15 protein-coding genes are annotated in these 17,995 nt (G+C 54.9%); 14 read left to right on the plus strand and 1 reads right to left on the minus strand.

What is annotated here, in order from left to right; translation table 11 throughout:
- The first annotated feature begins 25 nt into the window (after positions 1–25).
- From ACG1VR_RS03245 to ACG1VR_RS03275, 7 genes are read left to right on the plus strand one after another with little or no spacing between them, the layout of a single operon-like run.
- Positions 26–1,282: an MFS transporter gene (locus ACG1VR_RS03245; RefSeq protein WP_395490196.1), complete on the plus strand. Its 1,257-nt coding sequence runs from the start codon at positions 26–28 to the stop codon at positions 1,280–1,282.
- 10 nt (positions 1,283–1,292) lie between these two features.
- Positions 1,293–1,823, plus strand: a complete 531-nt coding sequence (locus ACG1VR_RS03250) for a cupin domain-containing protein (RefSeq protein WP_172569011.1) — start codon at positions 1,293–1,295, stop codon at positions 1,821–1,823.
- Between the two features lie 9 nt (positions 1,824–1,832).
- Complete coding sequence (locus ACG1VR_RS03255; RefSeq protein WP_395490197.1) at positions 1,833–2,603, plus strand: alpha/beta fold hydrolase; 771 nt, start codon at positions 1,833–1,835, stop codon at positions 2,601–2,603.
- Entirely contained in the window at positions 2,587–3,381 is a 795-nt protein-coding gene (locus tag ACG1VR_RS03260) for an SDR family oxidoreductase (RefSeq protein WP_395490198.1), read from the plus strand. The genes ACG1VR_RS03255 and ACG1VR_RS03260 overlap by 17 nt, the downstream gene beginning before the upstream one ends.
- Before the next feature lie 9 nt (positions 3,382–3,390).
- Positions 3,391–4,161 carry an aspartate dehydrogenase gene (locus ACG1VR_RS03265; protein WP_172569014.1) on the plus strand — a complete coding sequence of 257 codons (771 nt, stop codon included), beginning with the start codon at positions 3,391–3,393 and terminating at the stop codon, positions 4,159–4,161.
- A gap of 9 nt (positions 4,162–4,170) precedes the next feature.
- Positions 4,171–5,640: an aldehyde dehydrogenase gene (locus tag ACG1VR_RS03270; RefSeq protein ID WP_395490199.1), complete on the plus strand. Its 1,470-nt coding sequence runs from the start codon at positions 4,171–4,173 to the stop codon at positions 5,638–5,640.
- A 14-nt stretch (positions 5,641–5,654) separates the two neighbouring features.
- Positions 5,655–7,295: a thiamine pyrophosphate-binding protein gene (locus tag ACG1VR_RS03275; protein ID WP_395490200.1), complete on the plus strand. Its 1,641-nt coding sequence runs from the start codon at positions 5,655–5,657 to the stop codon at positions 7,293–7,295.
- A 124-nt stretch (positions 7,296–7,419) separates the two neighbouring features.
- On the opposite strand, the gene ACG1VR_RS03280 is transcribed toward ACG1VR_RS03275, so the two are convergent.
- Positions 7,420–8,178 (minus strand): M48 family metallopeptidase, encoded by a 759-nt coding sequence (locus tag ACG1VR_RS03280; protein WP_395490201.1) that lies wholly within the window; start codon positions 8,176–8,178, stop codon positions 7,420–7,422.
- Positions 8,179–8,446: 268 nt separating this feature from the next.
- Here ACG1VR_RS03280 and tkt point away from each other — a divergent pair, with 268 nt between their 5' ends.
- The 7 genes from tkt (at position 8,447) to tdcC (ending at position 17,971) form a co-directional block, all read left to right on the plus strand.
- Entirely contained in the window at positions 8,447–10,438 is a 1,992-nt protein-coding gene (tkt, locus tag ACG1VR_RS03285; protein WP_016538133.1) for a transketolase, read from the plus strand.
- A 327-nt stretch (positions 10,439–10,765) separates the two neighbouring features.
- Positions 10,766–11,812 (plus strand): erythrose-4-phosphate dehydrogenase, encoded by a 1,047-nt coding sequence (gene epd, locus ACG1VR_RS03290; protein WP_016538132.1) that lies wholly within the window; start codon positions 10,766–10,768, stop codon positions 11,810–11,812.
- Between the two features lie 21 nt (positions 11,813–11,833).
- A complete protein-coding gene (gene pgk / locus ACG1VR_RS03295) occupies positions 11,834–12,997 on the plus strand; it encodes a phosphoglycerate kinase (protein ID WP_016538131.1) in 1,164 nt (387 codons plus the stop codon).
- 97 nt (positions 12,998–13,094) lie between these two features.
- Positions 13,095–14,174 carry a class II fructose-bisphosphate aldolase gene (gene fbaA / locus ACG1VR_RS03300; RefSeq protein ID WP_016538130.1) on the plus strand — a complete coding sequence of 360 codons (1,080 nt, stop codon included), beginning with the start codon at positions 13,095–13,097 and terminating at the stop codon, positions 14,172–14,174.
- A 404-nt stretch (positions 14,175–14,578) separates the two neighbouring features.
- Complete coding sequence (gene tdcA, locus ACG1VR_RS03305; protein ID WP_016538129.1) at positions 14,579–15,517, plus strand: transcriptional regulator TdcA; 939 nt, start codon at positions 14,579–14,581, stop codon at positions 15,515–15,517.
- A gap of 108 nt (positions 15,518–15,625) precedes the next feature.
- The gene (gene tdcB, locus ACG1VR_RS03310) at positions 15,626–16,624 is read left to right on the plus strand and encodes a bifunctional threonine ammonia-lyase/L-serine ammonia-lyase TdcB (protein WP_016538128.1); all 999 of its coding nucleotides are present in this window, start codon (positions 15,626–15,628) and stop codon (positions 16,622–16,624) included.
- A 15-nt stretch (positions 16,625–16,639) separates the two neighbouring features.
- Positions 16,640–17,971 (plus strand): threonine/serine transporter TdcC, encoded by a 1,332-nt coding sequence (gene tdcC / locus ACG1VR_RS03315; RefSeq protein ID WP_016538127.1) that lies wholly within the window; start codon positions 16,640–16,642, stop codon positions 17,969–17,971.
- The last annotated feature ends 24 nt before the right edge of the window (positions 17,972–17,995 follow it).

Genomic DNA, 17,995 nt, shown 5'->3' on the forward strand with positions numbered 1-17,995 from the left:
CAAACCCGTACCCGTAGGGGGACACATGACCACATTTGAGACCAACACCGCGCCCGTTGAGGCCAGCGGTGAGGGCACCCGTACGCCTGAAGGTGCCGTACGCTGGGCTATTCCGCTGTCGCTGCTGGCCTGCGTACTGCTGGCGTTTTTCGACAAAATCAGCATTGCGGCGCTATTTTCCGATAGCCATTTCCAGCAGGCGATGGGCATTGATTTTGATACTACGCGCCTTGGCATTCTGATGAGTGCCTTCCTGCTCAGCTACGGCTTTTCGTCGGTCTTTTTAAGCGGGCTGGGGGACAAAATTGCGCCGCTGCGCCTGCTCACCGGAATGATGGCGGTATGGTGCGTGCTGATGGTGGCGATGGGCTTTACCCACAACTACACGTTAATGATTGTGCTGCGCATCCTGCTGGGCGTCGCGGAAGGACCGCTGTTCCCGCTGGCGTTCGCTATTGTTCGCCATAGCTTCCCGCAGCATTTGCAGGCGCGTGCAACCATGCTGTGGCTGTTAGGTACGCCGGTGGGCGCGGCGATTGGTTTTCCGCTTTCCCTCTGGCTGCTTAACACCTTCGGCTGGCAGAGCACCTTCTTCGTGATGGCGCTGCTTACCGTGCCGGTGCTTGTCTTTGTGCGTATCGGCCTGCGCGGGATCCGCCTGGAGGCTAAACCCACAACATCACAGACTTCGCAGGATGAGCGGCGAGCAGCCCGGCGTGAGCTGTTTGTCAGCCCGCACTTCTGGATTATCTGCATCTTTAACATCGCGTTTCTCACCTACCTGTGGGGCATAAACGGCTGGCTGCCCGGCTACCTGATTAAAGGTAAAGGAATTCATCTTGAGCATGCGGGCTGGCTGTCGTCGATGCCATTTATCGCCATGCTGGCAGGCGAGATTATTGGCGCATGGCTCTCGGACCGGGTCGATAAACGCGCCGCCGCCTGTTTTATTTCAATGGCAGGAGCGGCTATTGGGCTGGTGGTGGTCATGCACCTTGATACTCCGCTGGCCGTGATTGCGGCGATGGGCTTTAGCACTTTTATGTGGGGCACCGGAGCCCCCAACATTTTCGCCTTGCTGGCGAAGGCTACTCACCCACGGGTAAGCGCCACGGCGGGCGGCATCTTCAACGGGCTGGGAAACTTTGCGGGCGCGCTGTCGCCAGCGGTGATGGGCGCATTAATTGCTTTCACCCACAGCATGGATTCCGGGCTGATTTTTCTGGCGGTGATGGCGGCGGTGGGCTGCGTCCTGTTACTGCCGCTGCTGCGACGTTACTGAGGAGAGTGTCATGACTGATTCAACCATAACTGCAAAACCAGGCATTAAACCTGAACACCTGACGATGGAAGAGTGGGTCGAGTCGCGCATTGCGCGCTTCGAAGGCCGTAAATATGACTGGAACGCGCTGAAGTTTCAGGCCGATTTCGATCCGAAATACCGCCGTGCGCAGATGCGTTACATCGGTACGGGGGCGACGGGGGTGGCGAGTGATACCAACACCGTTCAGGCGGAGCACTTTACCTTCTCTACCATGGTGCTGCCATCGAAGTGCGAAGGACCCCTGCACCTGCACGATGATGTGGAGGAAGTCTTCTTCATGCTCAAAGGGCAAATCACCCTGATGATTCAGGATGGCGATAACTACACCGAAACCGTGCTGCGCGAGCGCGATCTTATTTCCGTGCCGCCGGGTATCTATCGCGGGCTGTTTAATCACGGTGAAGAAGAGGCGCTGATGTGCGTGATGCTCGGTACTCAGAAGCCGCATATCCCAACCTACCCGGAAGATCATCCGCTATCAAAAGTGAAGCGGAACTAGGGGGGCGCTATGACGGGGTTTCGTGAACAGGGAAGCGGCATTCCGCTGATGTTACTGCATGGCATCAGTTCAGGCGCAGCTTCCTGGCATAAGCAGATGTCGCTGAAAGGTTTTCGCGTGCTGGCGTGGGACATGCCCGGTTACGGCGAAAGCCCAATGCTGGCGGTTGAGCCTGCGAATGCCGGGGATTATGCCGAGGCGCTGGCCGCGATGCTCGACCGCGCTGGCATCTGGCGGGCGGTGCTGGTTGGCCATTCTCTGGGCGCGCTGGTCGCCAGCGCGTTTGCCGCGAAGTACCCGGAGCGCGTACTGCATCTGGTGTTGGCGGATGCCGCTCAAGGATACGGCCAGGCCGCGGCGGAACAGCGCGAGCAGGTGTGGCGCAGCCGTGAGCAACAGATGGCGCTCGGCGGTGAAATTCTGGCGCAAACCCGGGCCGCGAAGCTGCTGCGCCCCGGCGCGAGTGCGGAAGATATCGCCACGATAGCGGCGGGGATGCGCAAGCTTAACCCCGATGGCTATCTGGCCGCTGCCTGGATGCTGGTACACGACGATATTCACGGTTGGCTGAAGCGTTACTCCGGTGCGTTTGAAGTCTGGTGCGGTGAGCAGGATGCCATCACGCAGCTGGAGCTGGTACAGGGGTTGGCGCTGCGTTATGGCATGCCGTTTATCGTCATTCCGCAGGCCGGGCACGCCAGCTATATCGATAACGACGCGTTTTTTAACCAACAGCTTTTACGCATTAACGAAGAGGTGCGCGATGAATGCACAAATTGACGGGCGCGTAGCGGTAGTCACCGGCGGTTCTTCCGGCATTGGCTTTGAAACGCTGCGCCTGCTGCTGGGTGAAGGGGCAAAAGTCGCCCTCTGTGGCCGCGACCAGGACCGGCTCGCCAGCGCGCATGCGGCGCTGCAAAACGAATACCCCAGCGGGGAGATTTTCTCTTATCGCTGCGATGTGCTGAATGCTGATGAGGTACTGGCGTTTGCAGATGCGGTGAAATCTCGCTTTGGCGCGGTGGATATGCTGATTAACAACGCCGGGCAGGGCTATGTTGCGCACTTCAATGAGACTCCGCGTGAGGCATGGTTGCAGGAAGCCGGGCTCAAGCTGTTCGGCGTCATCAACCCCGTTCAGGCGTTTCAGCCGCAGCTGGAGCAATCGGATATCGCCTCGATTACCTGCGTGAACTCACTGCTGGCACTCCAGCCGGAGGAGCACATGATCGCCACCTCTGCGGCCCGTGCGGCGTTGTTGAACATGACACTTACGCTTTCAAAAGAGCTGGTGAGCAAAGGCATTCGGGTGAACTCAATTCTTCTTGGCATGGTGGAGTCCGGGCAGTGGCAGCGTCGCTTTGAAAATCGTGCGGATAAAAGCCAGAGCTGGCCGGAGTGGACGGCAGATATTGCCCGTAAACGCGGTATTCCTATGGCCCGCCTGGGCAAGCCGCAGGAGCCTGCCCAGGCGCTGCTGTTCCTGGCCTCGCCGCTGGCCTCGTTTACCACGGGTGCCGCGCTGGACGTTTCCGGCGGTTTTTGTCGCCATCTGTAAGGAAGCATCATGAAAAAGATCATGTTAATTGGCTATGGGGCAATGGCGCAGGCGGTGATTGAGCGCCTGCCTGCTCAGGTTTCCATCGGCTGGATTGTGGCTCGTGAATCTCACCATGCCGCGATCCGATCGCAGTTTGGTGGTGCGGTGGAGGCGCTGACCTCGCCGATGGAGTGCGCTGATACGCCCGACCTGGTGCTGGAGTGTGCCAGCCAGCAGGCGGTGGCGCAGTACGGCGAAGAGATTTTGCGTCGAGGCTGGGATCTGGCGGTGATCTCTACCGGCGCGCTGGCAGATAGCGCGCTGGAACAACGCCTGCTTAATGCGGGCGGCAACCTGACGCTGCTCTCCGGCGCCGTGGCAGGTATAGATGGGCTGGCTGCGGCAAAAGAGGGCGGGCTTGAACGAGTGACCTATCGGTCGCGCAAAAGCCCGGCAAGCTGGCGCGGCAGCTACGCTGAGCAACTTATCGATCTTAATGCAGTATCTGAAGCGCAGGTTTTCTTTGAAGGCAGCGCCCGTGAAGCGGCGCGCCTGTTTCCGGCTAACGCCAACGTTGCTGCGACCGTGGCGCTCGGCGGCATTGGGATGGATGACACCCGCGTACAGCTGATGGTTGACCCGGCCACGAAACGCAATACCCACACGCTGCACGTCGAAGGGGGGTTTGGTGAGTTTCATCTCGAGCTGAGCGGCCTGCCGCTTGCCAGCAATCCGAAAACCTCCACTCTGGCGGCACTCAGCGCGGTACGCGCCTGCCGCGAACTGGCAAAGCGCTGAGGAGCTACGATGGAAGAGTTGAATATTTTTATTGGCGGGCAGTGGCGGCGCGGCGGCGGTAACTTGCTGCAAAGTTATTTTCCTGCTGATGGTTCGCTTAACGCCACGCTGAACGCAGCAAGTCTGGAAGATCTGCAGGATGCTATTGCGGCCGGAGAGCGCGCATGGCGCGATCCTGCATGGCGAAATAGTCTGCCTCACAACCGCGCGAAGATCCTGCACAGGGTGGCGGATCTGATTGAGTCTCGCCTCGATGACCTGGCGCGCATGCAGAGCCGCGATAACGGTAAACCTCTGGCGGAAGCGCGCGGGCTGGTGATGAGCGCGGCGGGAACTGCGCGCTATTTTGCTGCTGCCTGCGAGCTGCTGGAGGGTGAATTGCCCACGCCACGGCAGGCTGACTTACTGACGCTAAGCCGCTATGAGCCGCTTGGCGTGGTGGCAGCGATTACGCCGTGGAATTCGCCGATTGCCAGCGAAATGCAAAAAGTCGCCCCGGCCATTGCAGCCGGTAATGCGGTGATCCTCAAGCCCGCCGAAGCCACGCCGCTGATGGCGCTGGAGCTGGCGCGTATTTTTGAACAGGCCGGGCTGCCTGCCGGGCTGCTGAGCGTATTGCCGGGCAAGGGTTCGACGATCGGCGATGCGCTGGCACGTCACCCTAAGGTACGGAAGATCTCTTTTACCGGTGGCACCACCACAGGCCGCCATCTGGCGCACGTAGCGGCAGAAAAGCTTATTCCTGCCTCGCTCGAACTGGGCGGTAAATCCCCGACCATCGTTTTGGAAGATGCTGATATTGAGCAGGCCGCACGCGGGATCTGCTACGGCATTTTCAGCTCGGCAGGACAGGCATGCATCGCCGGTTCACGCCTGTTTATTCATGAAAGCGTTTATCCGCAACTGATGGCGCGCCTGTTGGAAATCACTCGCGGGCTGCGCATCGGCCATCCCTTCACTGACGGCGTGCATATGGGGCCGTTGATTAACGAGAAGCATCGTCAGAGCGTACAGGAGTACGTTGAACTGGCGAAGCGTGAGGGGGGCCGCGTGCTATGCGGCGGGGAGATCCCTGCCGATCCGCAATTGGCAACCGGCAGTTTCTTCCAGCCTACGATCGTTGAAGGGCTGAGGAATAACGCCCGCGCCTGCCAGGAAGAGATCTTCGGCCCGGTGCTGGTCGCCATGCCTTTTAGCGATGAAGCGGCGTTGATTCGCGAGGCTAATGACTCGGTTTACGGCCTTGCGGCAGGTATCTGGACGCGGGATACCGGTCGGGCTCTGCGCCTGAGTGAGAAGCTGGAAGCAGGCACGGTGTGGATTAACACCTACAAAGTCTTTGCAATTTCGACCCCGTTTGGGGGCTTTAAAGAGAGCGGTCTGGGCCGCGAAAAGGGCATTCAGGGGCTGAAAGCCTGGATGCAGCAAAAGAGCATTTATCTGGCGACGGGCAACGGCGTCAACCACTGGTGCGACTGATAAAAGGGTGAGCAATGAGTGAAATGATAACCGTCGGCGACGCCATCGCCAGAACGCTGGAGCAGTATCAGGTTGATGCCATTTATGGCGTCATCTCTATTCATAATTTGCCGATAGCGGATGCGGTGGGGCAGCGGGGTAATATCCGCTTTGTTCCGGCACGTGGTGAAGCTGGCTCTGTGACTATGGCCGATGCCCACGGGCGTTTTTCCGGCCTGGGCGTGGCGCTGACGAGTACCGGTGCTGGCGCAGGTAACGCGGTTGGCGCGCTGGTTGAGGCGATGAATGCCTGCACGCCGCTGCTGCACCTGACCGGCCAGGTGGAGAAGGCCTGGCTTGATGCCGATACTGGCTTTATCCATGAAACCCGCGACCAGCTGACCTTCCTGAAGGCCAGTTCAAAGCGCGCGTATCGCATCAGCAATGCCAACCAGGCGATGGCAATATTGCACAAAGCCATTCAGGAGGCGCAGACGCCGCCGTGCGGGCCGGTTTCTGTCGAAATCCCGATTGATATTCAGAGCGCAAAAATCCCGCTGTCCCTGGTGACGGTCCCGGTGAAACCAACTCAGGTTTCAACTGTTGATACAGCGGTTGTCGATACGCTCTGGGCTCAGCTAAAACAGGCCAAACAGCCGCTACTCTGGCTGGGCGGCGGGGCGCTGGGAAGTGCTGTCGCCGTGGAAAAACTGGCGGATGCAGGGATCACCGTTATCTCCAGTACCCATGCGCGCGGCGTGCTGGCGGACGGCCATCGTGCCAGCCTGCGTGCGTTCCATAACTCGCCGTCGGTTGAGGCACTCATCGCGCAGTGCGACTTTACGCTGGTGGCCGGTTCACGCCTGCGCAGCAATGAAACCCGCTCCTGGACGCTTGAACTGCCGCATCCACGCGTGCAGGTTGATATCGATCCAGCGGCGGCGAGCCGTAACTATCTTATGGATAATACGCTTGTGGCTGATTGTTCTGCGCTGCTAGCCGCTCTGGCGGATAAAGCACAGGGGCGTGAATGGGGCAGCGCCCGGTGGGATGCTCAGGTGCAGGAGGCGGTTGCAAAAGCGGATCAGGGGCTGCGGGAACAGTGCGGTGCTTATGCGAAGCTCAACGATGCTATTGAGAAAGCATTACCGGCGGACGGCCTGCTGGTTCGCGATATCACCGTTTCCGGCAGTCTGTGGGGCAGTCGCCTGTTCCGTGCTCACGGGCCATTGATGAACATCCATTCCCTGGCGGGGGCTATCGGTATGGGCCTGCCGATGGCCATTGGCACCGCAATTGCTAATCCACAACGTAAAGTGGTGGGGCTGGTCGGTGATGGCGGGCTGAGCCTGAACCTGGGGGAACTGGCGACGTTGGCACAGGAGAAAGCCAACGTCACGCTGCTGGTGATGAACGACGGCGGTTACGGCGTGATGCGTGGCATTCAGGATAAGTATTTCGGCGGGCGGCAGTATTATAACGAACTGCATACGCCGGACTTTACCCTGCTGGCGCAGGCGATAGGATTACAAGCCTGGAGTGTGGAGCGGGCCGAGGATTTTGATGCGGTGATGACGGAGGCTCTGGCGATGCCGGGACCTTCGGTGGTGGAAGTGCGAATGGGGCAGATTGGCGCGCTGAAGTTTGCCGGGCCGCCGCAGAAGACGCTTTACTGAGCACTGCGCCGTGCTGCCAACCTGACTTTCTCCCCGTACGCTCGGGGAGAAAGCAGGCAGATATTCAGGGGCAGGGTGAACTCGTTGCAATATCATAAAGGAGGCAAATATGCCTCCTGCTTAATTACTGAATCCCGTCCGCCGCCATGCGGTCGCGAATGTGCTGAGCGCGTGCCGCCGAGGCCGGATGATCGTCCAGCATCGAGCTTTGGCGACCTTCGTCCAGCTTAGCCAGCTTCTCAAAACTGGTGGCGAGACCAAGCGGATTAATACCGCGCTTGCGCAACAGATCGTAAGAGTAGTCGTCCGCTTCTGATTCCTGGCGCTGAGAGAACTGAGCGTTCACCAGTTTTTCGCCTAAATCCCCCAACTGAGATTGTGACAGGTTGCCGATTACGCCGCCTGCCGAAGCCGCCGCCACGCGAGCCGCGTTAGTGCCGAGCGCGACCTGCATACCCTTCTTCACGTGGCCAAGCGCAACGTGCCCCATTTCGTGGCCAATCACCGCTTCGACTTCGTTGTCGTCCATCATATCCATCAGGCCGCTGTAAACCCGGATGCAGCCGTTAGCCATGGCGAAGGCATTCACGTCTTTGGTGACGTATACCTTGTAGTTCACCGGCAGTCCGTTGATGTTGTCCCCAAGCGCGGAGGCAATCTTGTTCAGACGCTGGGTATAAGGGCTGTTTGCCGGAGCGAGAGTGGCTTTGCTGTCCTGCTGCTGGCAGGCTTCGTCGCTCAGGGCCTTCACCTGGGCGTCGCTTAAAGTGTAGGCCTGGAATGCTTCGGCCCCCGAGGTCAGTAGCCCGTTGGAATCCATTCCCTGGCAGCCGCTCAGCAGGGCAGCGACGCTCAGGCTCAGTAATATTGGGCGCATCTTCATGGCCATTTTCCTTTCTTTATAATAGGTAAAAACAGAGTCGGATTTACCGCAGGCGGGGCGGCTCCAGACTTAGTATAAAGAAGAATAAATGGCCTGCGCATCAGGTTGCGCAACTTGCGAGCGTTATCCAGAGATTTCTTACCCTGTCAACGGCACGCCGCATGTACATGACCATTCCCCTGGTGTACATTGTTGTCACATTTTCGGGCGTAGCCCATAACGCATCGTAGTCAAGGCGCGATCTTCAACCATCCGATCTGGAGTCAAAATGTCCTCTCGTAAAGAGCTTGCCAATGCTATTCGTGCGCTCAGCATGGACGCAGTACAAAAAGCCAAATCCGGTCACCCGGGTGCCCCTATGGGTATGGCCGACATTGCCGAAGTCCTGTGGCGTGATTTCCTGAACCATAACCCGCAGAACCCGTCCTGGGCCGATCGCGACCGCTTCGTGCTGTCCAACGGCCACGGTTCTATGCTGATTTACAGCCTGCTGCATCTCACCGGTTATGCCCTGCCGATTGAAGAACTGAAAAACTTCCGTCAGCTGCACTCCAAAACCCCGGGTCACCCGGAAGTGGGCTATACCGCCGGTGTAGAAACCACTACTGGCCCGCTGGGTCAGGGCGTTGCGAACGCGGTCGGTATGGCTATCGCTGAAAAAACGCTGGCAGCGCAGTTCAACCGCCCGGGTCACGACATCGTGGATCACTTCACCTACACATTCCTGGGTGATGGCTGCATGATGGAAGGCATCTCTCACGAGGTTTGCTCCCTGGCCGGTACCCTTAAGCTGGGTAAACTGGTCGCGTTCTACGATGACAACGGCATCTCCATCGACGGCCACGTTGAAGGCTGGTTCACCGACGATACCGCTAAACGCTTTGAAGCCTACGGCTGGCACGTTGTGCGCGGCGTAGACGGCCACGATGCCGACGCTATCAAACGTGCGGTAGAAGAAGCTCGCGCGGTAACCGACAAGCCATCCCTGCTGATGTGCAAAACCATCATCGGTTTCGGCTCCCCGAACAAAGCGGGTACTCACGACTCCCACGGCGCGCCTCTGGGCGACGCAGAGATTGCGCTGACCCGTGAAGCGCTGGGCTGGAAGCACGCTCCATTCGAAATTCCTTCTGACATCTATGCTCAGTGGGATGCGAAAGAAGCGGGCCAGGCCAAAGAAGCGGCCTGGAACGAGAAGTTCGCCGCTTATGCTAAAGCCTTCCCGCAGGAAGCCGCTGAATTCACTCGCCGTATGAAGGGTGAAATGCCGGCGGACTTCGACGCGAAAGCGAACGAATTCATCGCTAAGCTGCAGGCTAATCCGTCCAAGATTGCCAGCCGTAAAGCGTCCCAGAATGCTATCGAAGCCTTCGGCCCGCTGCTGCCAGAATTCCTGGGCGGTTCTGCTGACCTGGCTCCGTCTAACCTGACCCTGTGGTCTGGTTCTAAAGCTATCAACGAAGATACCGCCGGGAACTATATCCATTACGGCGTGCGTGAATTCGGTATGACCGCTATCGCCAACGGTATCTCCCTGCACGGTGGCTTCCTGCCGTACACCTCTACCTTCCTGATGTTTGTGGAGTATGCCCGTAACGCGGTGCGTATGGCCGCGCTGATGAAGCAGCGCCAGGTGATGGTTTACACCCACGACTCCATCGGTCTGGGCGAAGATGGCCCGACTCACCAGCCGGTTGAGCAGGTTGCTTCCCTGCGCGTAACGCCTAACATGAGCACCTGGCGTCCGTGTGACCAGGTTGAGTCTGCGGTAGCGTGGAAATACGGCGTTGAGCGTCACGATGGCCCGACTGCGCTTATCCTCTCCCGTCAGAACCTGGCTCAGCAGGATCGTACCGAGCAGCAGTTGAAAGACATCGCCCGCGGCGGTTACGTGCTGAAAGATTGCGCTGGTCAGCCAGAGCTTATCTTCATTGCGACCGGTTCCGAAGTTGAGCTGGCCGTTGCCGCATGGGATCAGCTGACTGCCGAAGGCGTCAAGGCCCGCGTGGTTTCCATGCCGTCCACCGACGCGTTCGACAAGCAGGATGCCGCTTACCGTGAGTCCGTGCTGCCGAAAGCCGTTTCTGCTCGCGTAGCCATCGAAGCCGGCATTGCCGACTACTGGTTCAAATACGTTGGCCTGAACGGCGCTATCGTTGGGATGACGACCTTCGGTGAGTCTGCTCCAGCAGAATTGCTGTTCGAAGAGTTTGGCTTCACCGTTGAGAACGTGGTGAAACAGGCTAAAGCGATTCTGTAATCAGTCTCGTCAGATAAAGGGGTCGCTTCGGCGGCCCTTTTTTATGCCAATTATTCCATGATTGTGCTGTTCGTTATTCCACCGCTGCCTTTATCCGTTGCAGTTATTCCACTAAAACTGTGACGTGCGTCAGAAGTTGGTGCGACCGTAATGGGGTATCGTTCCTTTTATTCCCGCTTTGGCTTAACATAGCTGAAGCGTTTCAGTCGAATAAATGTTCGACAATTAAGCAAACAAGTGCAGTTTCATGAGTGCGAGGATTCCCCTCGGGCGGTTGCTGGATTACTCTGTCAGCCACTTAATCCCAGGGATTCTGGCAGGAGAGATATGACCGTACGCATCGCTATTAATGGCTTCGGTCGCATTGGGCGCAACGTGGTACGTGCTTTGTACGAATCTGGTCGCCGTGCGGAAATCACCGTGGTAGCAATCAACGAACTGGCGGATGCTGCGGGTATCGCGCATCTGTTGAAGTACGACACCAGCCATGGCCGCTTTGCGTGGGACGTGCGCGAAGAGCGTGACGTCCTGTTTGTCGGCGATGACAGTATTCGCCTGCTGCATGAGCCCACCATTGAGGCGCTGCCGTGGCGTGAACTGGGCGTTGATATCGTGCTGGATTGCACCGGCGTGTTCGGCTCGCGTGCCGATGGCGAAGCTCACCTGGCCGCAGGTGCGAAAAAGGTGCTGTTCTCGCATCCCGGCGGTAACGACCTCGACGCCACCGTGGTCTTCGGGGTTAACCATGAGCTGGTGGAAGATAACCATCGCATCGTCTCCAATGCCTCCTGCACCACAAACTGCATTATTCCGATTATTAAACTGCTGGATGATTCCTTTGGCATCGAGTCCGGGACGGTAACCACCATTCACTCGGCGATGCACGACCAGCAGGTTATTGACGCTTATCATCCCGACTTACGGCGTACCCGTGCGGCAAGCCAGTCGATCATTCCGGTGGATACGCGTCTTGCGGCCGGTATTACGCGTATTTTCCCACAGTTTAATGACCGTTTTGAGGCCATTGCGGTACGCGTACCGACGATAAACGTCACGGCGATTGATTTAAGCGTCACGGTGAAAAATTCAGTAAATGCCTGTGAAGTCAACCAGTTGCTGCAAAAAGCGGCGCGAGAAGCATTTCATGGTATAGTTGACTATACGGAATTACCGTTGGTCTCGACTGATTTTAACCACGATCCGCACAGTGCCATCGTTGACGGCACGCAAACGCGGGTCAGTGGGCAACATCTGATTAAAACACTAGTCTGGTGTGATAACGAATGGGGCTTCGCCAACAGGATGCTCGACACCACGTTGGTTATGGCTCAATGGATTTCAGGTAAGGCGCAGGTTGCGTCTGCAAAACTTTAAGAATCAACGAGAGGATTCACCATGTCTGTAATTAAGATGACCGATTTGGATCTGGCTGGTAAACGCGTTTTCATCCGTGCCGATCTGAACGTGCCGGTTAAAGACGGGAAAGTCACCAGCGACGCGCGTATTCGTGCTTCTCTGCCGACCATTGAACTGGCTCTGAAACAGGGCGCAAAAGTCATGGTAACTTCTCACCTGGGTCGTCCGACCGAAGGCGAGTACAACGAAGAATTCTCTCTGCTGCCGGTTGTTAACTACCTGAAAGACAAACTGTCTAACCCGGTTCGCCTGGTCAAAGACTATCTGGATGGCGTTGAAGTTGCCGAGGGTGAGCTGGTTGTTCTGGAAAACGTTCGCTTTAACAAAGGCGAAAAGAAAGACGACGAAGCGCTGTCCAAAAAATATGCCGCTCTGTGTGACGTATTCGTAATGGATGCCTTTGGCACCGCACACCGCGCGCAGGCTTCTACCCATGGTATCGCTAAATTTGCTGACGTTGCCTGTGCAGGCCCGCTGCTGGCAGACGAACTGGAAGCGCTGGGCAAAGCTCTGAAAGAGCCGGCTCGCCCAATGGTTGCTATCGTTGGTGGTTCTAAAGTTTCTACCAAACTGACCGTGCTGGACTCCCTGTCCAAAATTGCTGACCAGCTGATCGTTGGCGGCGGTATCGCTAACACCTTCGTTGCAGCCCAGGGCCACAACGTAGGTAAATCCCTGTATGAAGCAGACCTGGTTGATACTGCCAAAGAACTGCTGACCCGTTGCGATATTCCGGTTCCTACCGACGTGCGCGTAGCGACCGAGTTCTCCGAAACCGCAACCGCGACCCTGAAATCTGTTGCTGACATCAAAGATGAAGAGCAGATCCTGGATATGGGCGATGTTTCCGCTGAGAAACTGGCTGAGATCCTGAAAAACGCAAAAACCATTCTGTGGAATGGCCCGGTTGGCGTGTTTGAATTCCCGAACTTCCGTAAAGGTACCGAAATCGTTGCTCGCGCTATCGCCGACAGCGAAGCCTTCTCTATCGCAGGCGGCGGCGACACTCTGGCGGCTATCGACCTGTTCGGTATCGCAGACAAAATTTCCTACATCTCTACCGGCGGCGGCGCATTCCTCGAGTTCGTGGAAGGCAAAGTTCTGCCAGCAGTAGCGATGCTCGAAGAGCGCGCTAAGAAGTAATTGTTACGGGCAGGGTTTCCTGCCCGTTGATTTATTGCCGCCCGGCAAGCATCAGGACGGCGATTCAATTTTTCCAAGGCCTACAGGACACATCCACATGTCTAAAATTTTTGATTTCGTAAAACCAGGTGTTGTAACCGGTGACGACGTACAGAAAATCTTCCAGGTAGCAAAAGAGAACAACTTTGCTCTGCCAGCTGTTAACTGCGTCGGTACCGACTCTATTAACGCCGTACTGGAAACCGCTGCGAAAGTTAAATCTCCGGTTATCGTTCAGTTCTCTAACGGCGGTGCTGCTTTCATCGCTGGTAAAGGCGTGAAAACTGATGTTCCACAGGGTGCTGCCATCCTGGGTGCTATCTCTGGCGCACACCACGTTCACCAGATGGCTGAGCATTACGGCGTGCCGGTCATTCTGCACACCGACCACTGCGCTAAGAAACTGCTGCCGTGGATCGACGGCCTGCTGGACGCCGGCGAAAAACACTTCGCTGCTACCGGTAAACCACTGTTCTCTTCCCACATGATTGACCTGTCCGAAGAGTCTCTGGAAGAAAACATCGCAATCAGCTCTAAATACCTGGAACGCATGTCCAAACTGGGCATGACCCTGGAAATCGAACTGGGCTGCACCGGCGGTGAAGAAGACGGCGTGGACAACAGCCACATGGACGCTTCTGCTCTGTACACCCAGCCAGAAGACGTTGACTATGCGTACACCGAGCTGAGCAAAATCAGCCCGCGTTTCACCATCGCTGCTTCCTTCGGTAACGTACACGGCGTGTACAAACCGGGTAACGTGGTTCTGACTCCAACCATCCTGCGCGACTCTCAGGACTATGTTTCTAAGAAACATAACCTGCCGCACAACAGCCTGAACTTCGTATTCCACGGTGGTTCCGGTTCTTCCGCTCAGGAAATCAAAGACTCCGTAAGCTACGGCGTTATCAAAATGAACATCGATACCGACACCCAATGGGCAACCTGGGAAGGTATTCTGAACTACTACAAAGAAAACGAAGCTTACCTGCAGGGTCAGCTGGGCAACCCGAAAGGCGCCGACCAGCCGAACAAAAAATACTACGATCCACGCGTGTGGCTGCGTTCAGCCCAGGCTTCTATGATCGTTCGCCTGGAGCAGGCATTCAAAGAGCTGAACGCGGTAGACGTTCTGTAATTTGAGCCAATAAATGCTTCGGTAAAAACCCGCTACGGCGGGTTTTTTTATGTTCAAATAAAATCATAATAATTGCAGTTATTTTTAATTTTATTTTCATTATTTCATTTAACTTGTGCAAATTTACCGCAATAAATATAAAACCTCATTATCAATAACAAGTTACTTACATTTATATGAATTTATTATCTCCATAAATTTATTTTATCTGCGATATTTAGGTTGACCTTAATCATATAAATTGCAAATTTAAAAATCATAACTCATTGTTTTTAATTGGTTAGTTGTCATTCGTGTGCTTCTTATACAATAACCGGTTGAGCATTTGCGAGTCGCAGCACATAACATCCAGGAGGGAATTCGTAAGATCGCCGCCATTGATAACTTATTAGGCATGGCGCTTTATGGACAATATGACATTACCTAAAACACAGCACCTGGTTGTATTTCAGGAGGTGGTCAGAAGTGGTTCATTTGGTTCCGCGGCTAAGCAGCTGAGTTTGACTCAGCCTGCGGTAAGCAAAATCATCAGCGATATGGAAGCGTTGTTCGGGATGGAACTCATTATCCGCAAGAATACCGGCGTGAAGCTCACCGAGGCGGGAAAGATACTGCTCGGGTATTCGGAGTCGATTACGCGTGAAATGCGTAATATGTGTGATGAAATGAACTGCCTGGTGGGTAATGGCTCAGTGGATGTTTCATTCGGCTACCCTTCGCTTATCGGCTTTACCTTCCTGCCGGGCATGGTTGAAGCCTTCAAAGAGCTTTACCCTCATGCAGAAGTATCGATGTTTGAAGCGCAGCTCTCTTCCTTCTTACCGGCGATACGCGACGGGCGGCTGGACTTCGCTATCGGTACCCTCAGCGACGAGATGCTGCTACAGGACCTGCATATTGAGCCGCTGTTTGAGTCCGAGTTTATTTTGGTGGCCAGCCGAACGCGAACGCGCGGCGGCGCGATGACGCTACGCTCATTGAGCCATGAGCAGTGGGTGTTGCCTCAAACCGAAATGGGCTACTACAGCGAACTCCTGACCATCCTGCAAAAAAATAATATTACCCGAGATAAAATAATTAAAACCGACTCCGTTGTTACTATCTATAACATGGTGCTTAAAGCCGGGTTCCTGACCATTATTCCACGCGACATGATAGCGCCTTTTGGTTCTCAGCAATTTATACAGGTTCCGCTAACCGACGAATTACCTACAGCACGCTATGCAGCAGTCTGGTCTAAAAATTATCGTATAAAAAAATCAGCTTCAACTTTGGTTGAATTAGCCAGAGCGCATTCCGTGCGCAGTCAGGCTCAATTTAATAAATTAACGGTGGTGGCTTAGTAAAAAAACTACCCGAATCGTTTTAATTGATTAATTAACCCAGGACGGCAAATTTATTTTATTTGCCATCTCTAATATTTTTTATTGTTTTGTTATACAGAGGTCAACATGCATATCGACAACGAACTTCCTGTCACCATTAACGACGTTCTGGAAGCTAAAAAAAGAATTTCTGGCTACGTGTATAAAACAGGGATGCCGCGTTCTAATTATCTTAGCGAATGCTGTAAAGGTGACATCTATTTAAAATTTGAAAATATGCAGCGCACCGGCTCGTTTAAAATGCGGGGCGCATTTAATAAGCTTAGCTCGCTCAGTGAGGAAGAAAGAAGCCGCGGTGTCGTAGCTTGCTCGGCCGGCAATCATGCCCAGGGTGTTTCCCTGTCGTGCGCGCTGCTCGGGATTAATGGCAAGGTGGTGATGCCAAAAGGCGCGCCTAAGTCGAAAGTAGCGGCCACTACCGACTATTCAGCACAGGTCATTATTCACGGCAATAACTTTAACGAAACTATCGCTAAGGTCAGCGAAATTGTTGAGATGGAAGGGCGCATTTTCATTCCGCCGTATGACGATGTAAAAGTCATTGCCGGGCAGGGTACTATTGGCCTGGAAATACTTGAAGATCTTTATGACGTCGATAACGTGATTGTGCCTATCGGCGGCGGCGGCCTGATTGCCGGTATTGCGGTGGCGATTAAATCCATTAATCCAACAATTAATATCATCGGCGTGCAGGCAGAAAATGTTCACGGCATGGCTTCATCATTCCGCTGTGGAGAAATAACCGCCAATCGAAGCGCCAGCACTTTGGCTGATGGCTGCGATGTCGCTCGCCCGGGTAATTTAACTTTCGAAATCGTTAAAAAATTAGTAACTGATATTATTTTAGTCAGTGAAGAAGAAATCAGAAACAGCATGGTGGCGCTCATTCAGCGCAATAAAATTGTAACCGAAGGGGCGGGAGCTCTGGCCTCTGCCGCATTATTAAGCGGCAAGCTTGATCATTATATTAAAGGTCGGAAAACGGTCAGCCTTATTTCCGGCGGGAACATCGATTTGTCTCGCGTCTCTGAAATTACCGGCACCGCGGAAGCCTGCCTGAACTAACTAAGGATCTTCATTATGAGTAATGCAGAAACAACCCTTGTTGGCCAAAAAGACACCTCCCTGTGGCGTAAATCCGACACCACCTGGACGCTGGGTCTGTTCGGCACCGCCATTGGTGCCGGGGTACTGTTTTTCCCTATCCGTGCGGGTTATGGCGGCCTGATACCTATCCTTATCATGCTGGTTCTGGCCTACCCGATAGCCTTCTTCTGCCACCGCGCGCTGGCTCGCCTGTGCCTTTCCGGCAGTAACCCTTCGGGGAACATCACCGAAACGGTTGAAGAGCATTTTGGTAAAACCGGCGGGGTGGTTATCACCTTCCTGTACTTCTTCGCAATTTGCCCGCTGCTGTGGATTTATGGCGTCACCATTACCAACACCTTTATGACATTCTGGGATAACCAGCTTCAGCTGGCACCGCTTAACCGCGGGCTGGTTGCGCTGGTGTTGCTGATGCTGATGGCGTTTGTCATCTTCTTCGGTAAAGACCTGATGGTGAAGGTGATGAGCTATCTCGTGTTTCCGTTTATCGCGAGCCTGGTGATTATTTCCCTGTCGCTTATCCCTTACTGGAACTCTGCGGTTATCGATCAGGTTAACCTCAGTGAGATAGCTTTAACCGGCAATGACGGAATACTGGTAACGGTGTGGCTCGGTATATCCATCATGGTGTTCTCCTTCAACTTCTCGCCTATCGTCTCTTCGTTTGTGGTGTCTAAGCGCGAAGAGTATGAGGCGGATTTTGGTAAGCAATATACCGAGGATAAATGTTCCAAAATCATCTCACGCGCCAGCATGCTGATGGTTGGGGTGGTGATGTTCTTTGCTTTCAGCTGCCTGTTCACGCTGTCGCCGGAGAATATGGCCGAAGCGAAAGCGCAGAATATCCCGGTGCTTTCCTACCTTGCGAACCACTTCTCTTCTATGTCCGGCTCTAAGTCCACCTTCGCGACCGTGCTGGAATACGGGGCATCAATCATTGCCCTGGTAGCGATTTTCAAATCCTTCTTCGGCCATTACCTCGGCACGCTGGAAGGGCTTAACGGCCTTATCCTGAAGTTTGGTTATAAGGGTGACAAAACTAAGGTTTCCCAGGGCAAGCTCAACCTGGTCAGTATGGTGTTTATCATGGGGTCGACCTGGGTTGTGGCCTACGCCAACCCGAACATTCTTGACCTGATTGAAGCCATGGGCGCGCCGATTATTGCCGCTCTGCTCTGCCTGCTGCCGATGTACGCCATTCGCAAGGTCCCGGCGCTGAGTAAATATAAAGGCAGAACCGAAAACATATTTGTCACCGTTATCGGCATGCTGACGATTCTGAATATTGTATACAAAATATTGTAATTAACCGTCATTGGCTCAGGATGA

The organism is Cedecea davisae, assembly GCF_044095835.1.
GTDB classification, from domain to species: Bacteria; Pseudomonadota; Gammaproteobacteria; order Enterobacterales; family Enterobacteriaceae; genus Cedecea; species Cedecea davisae.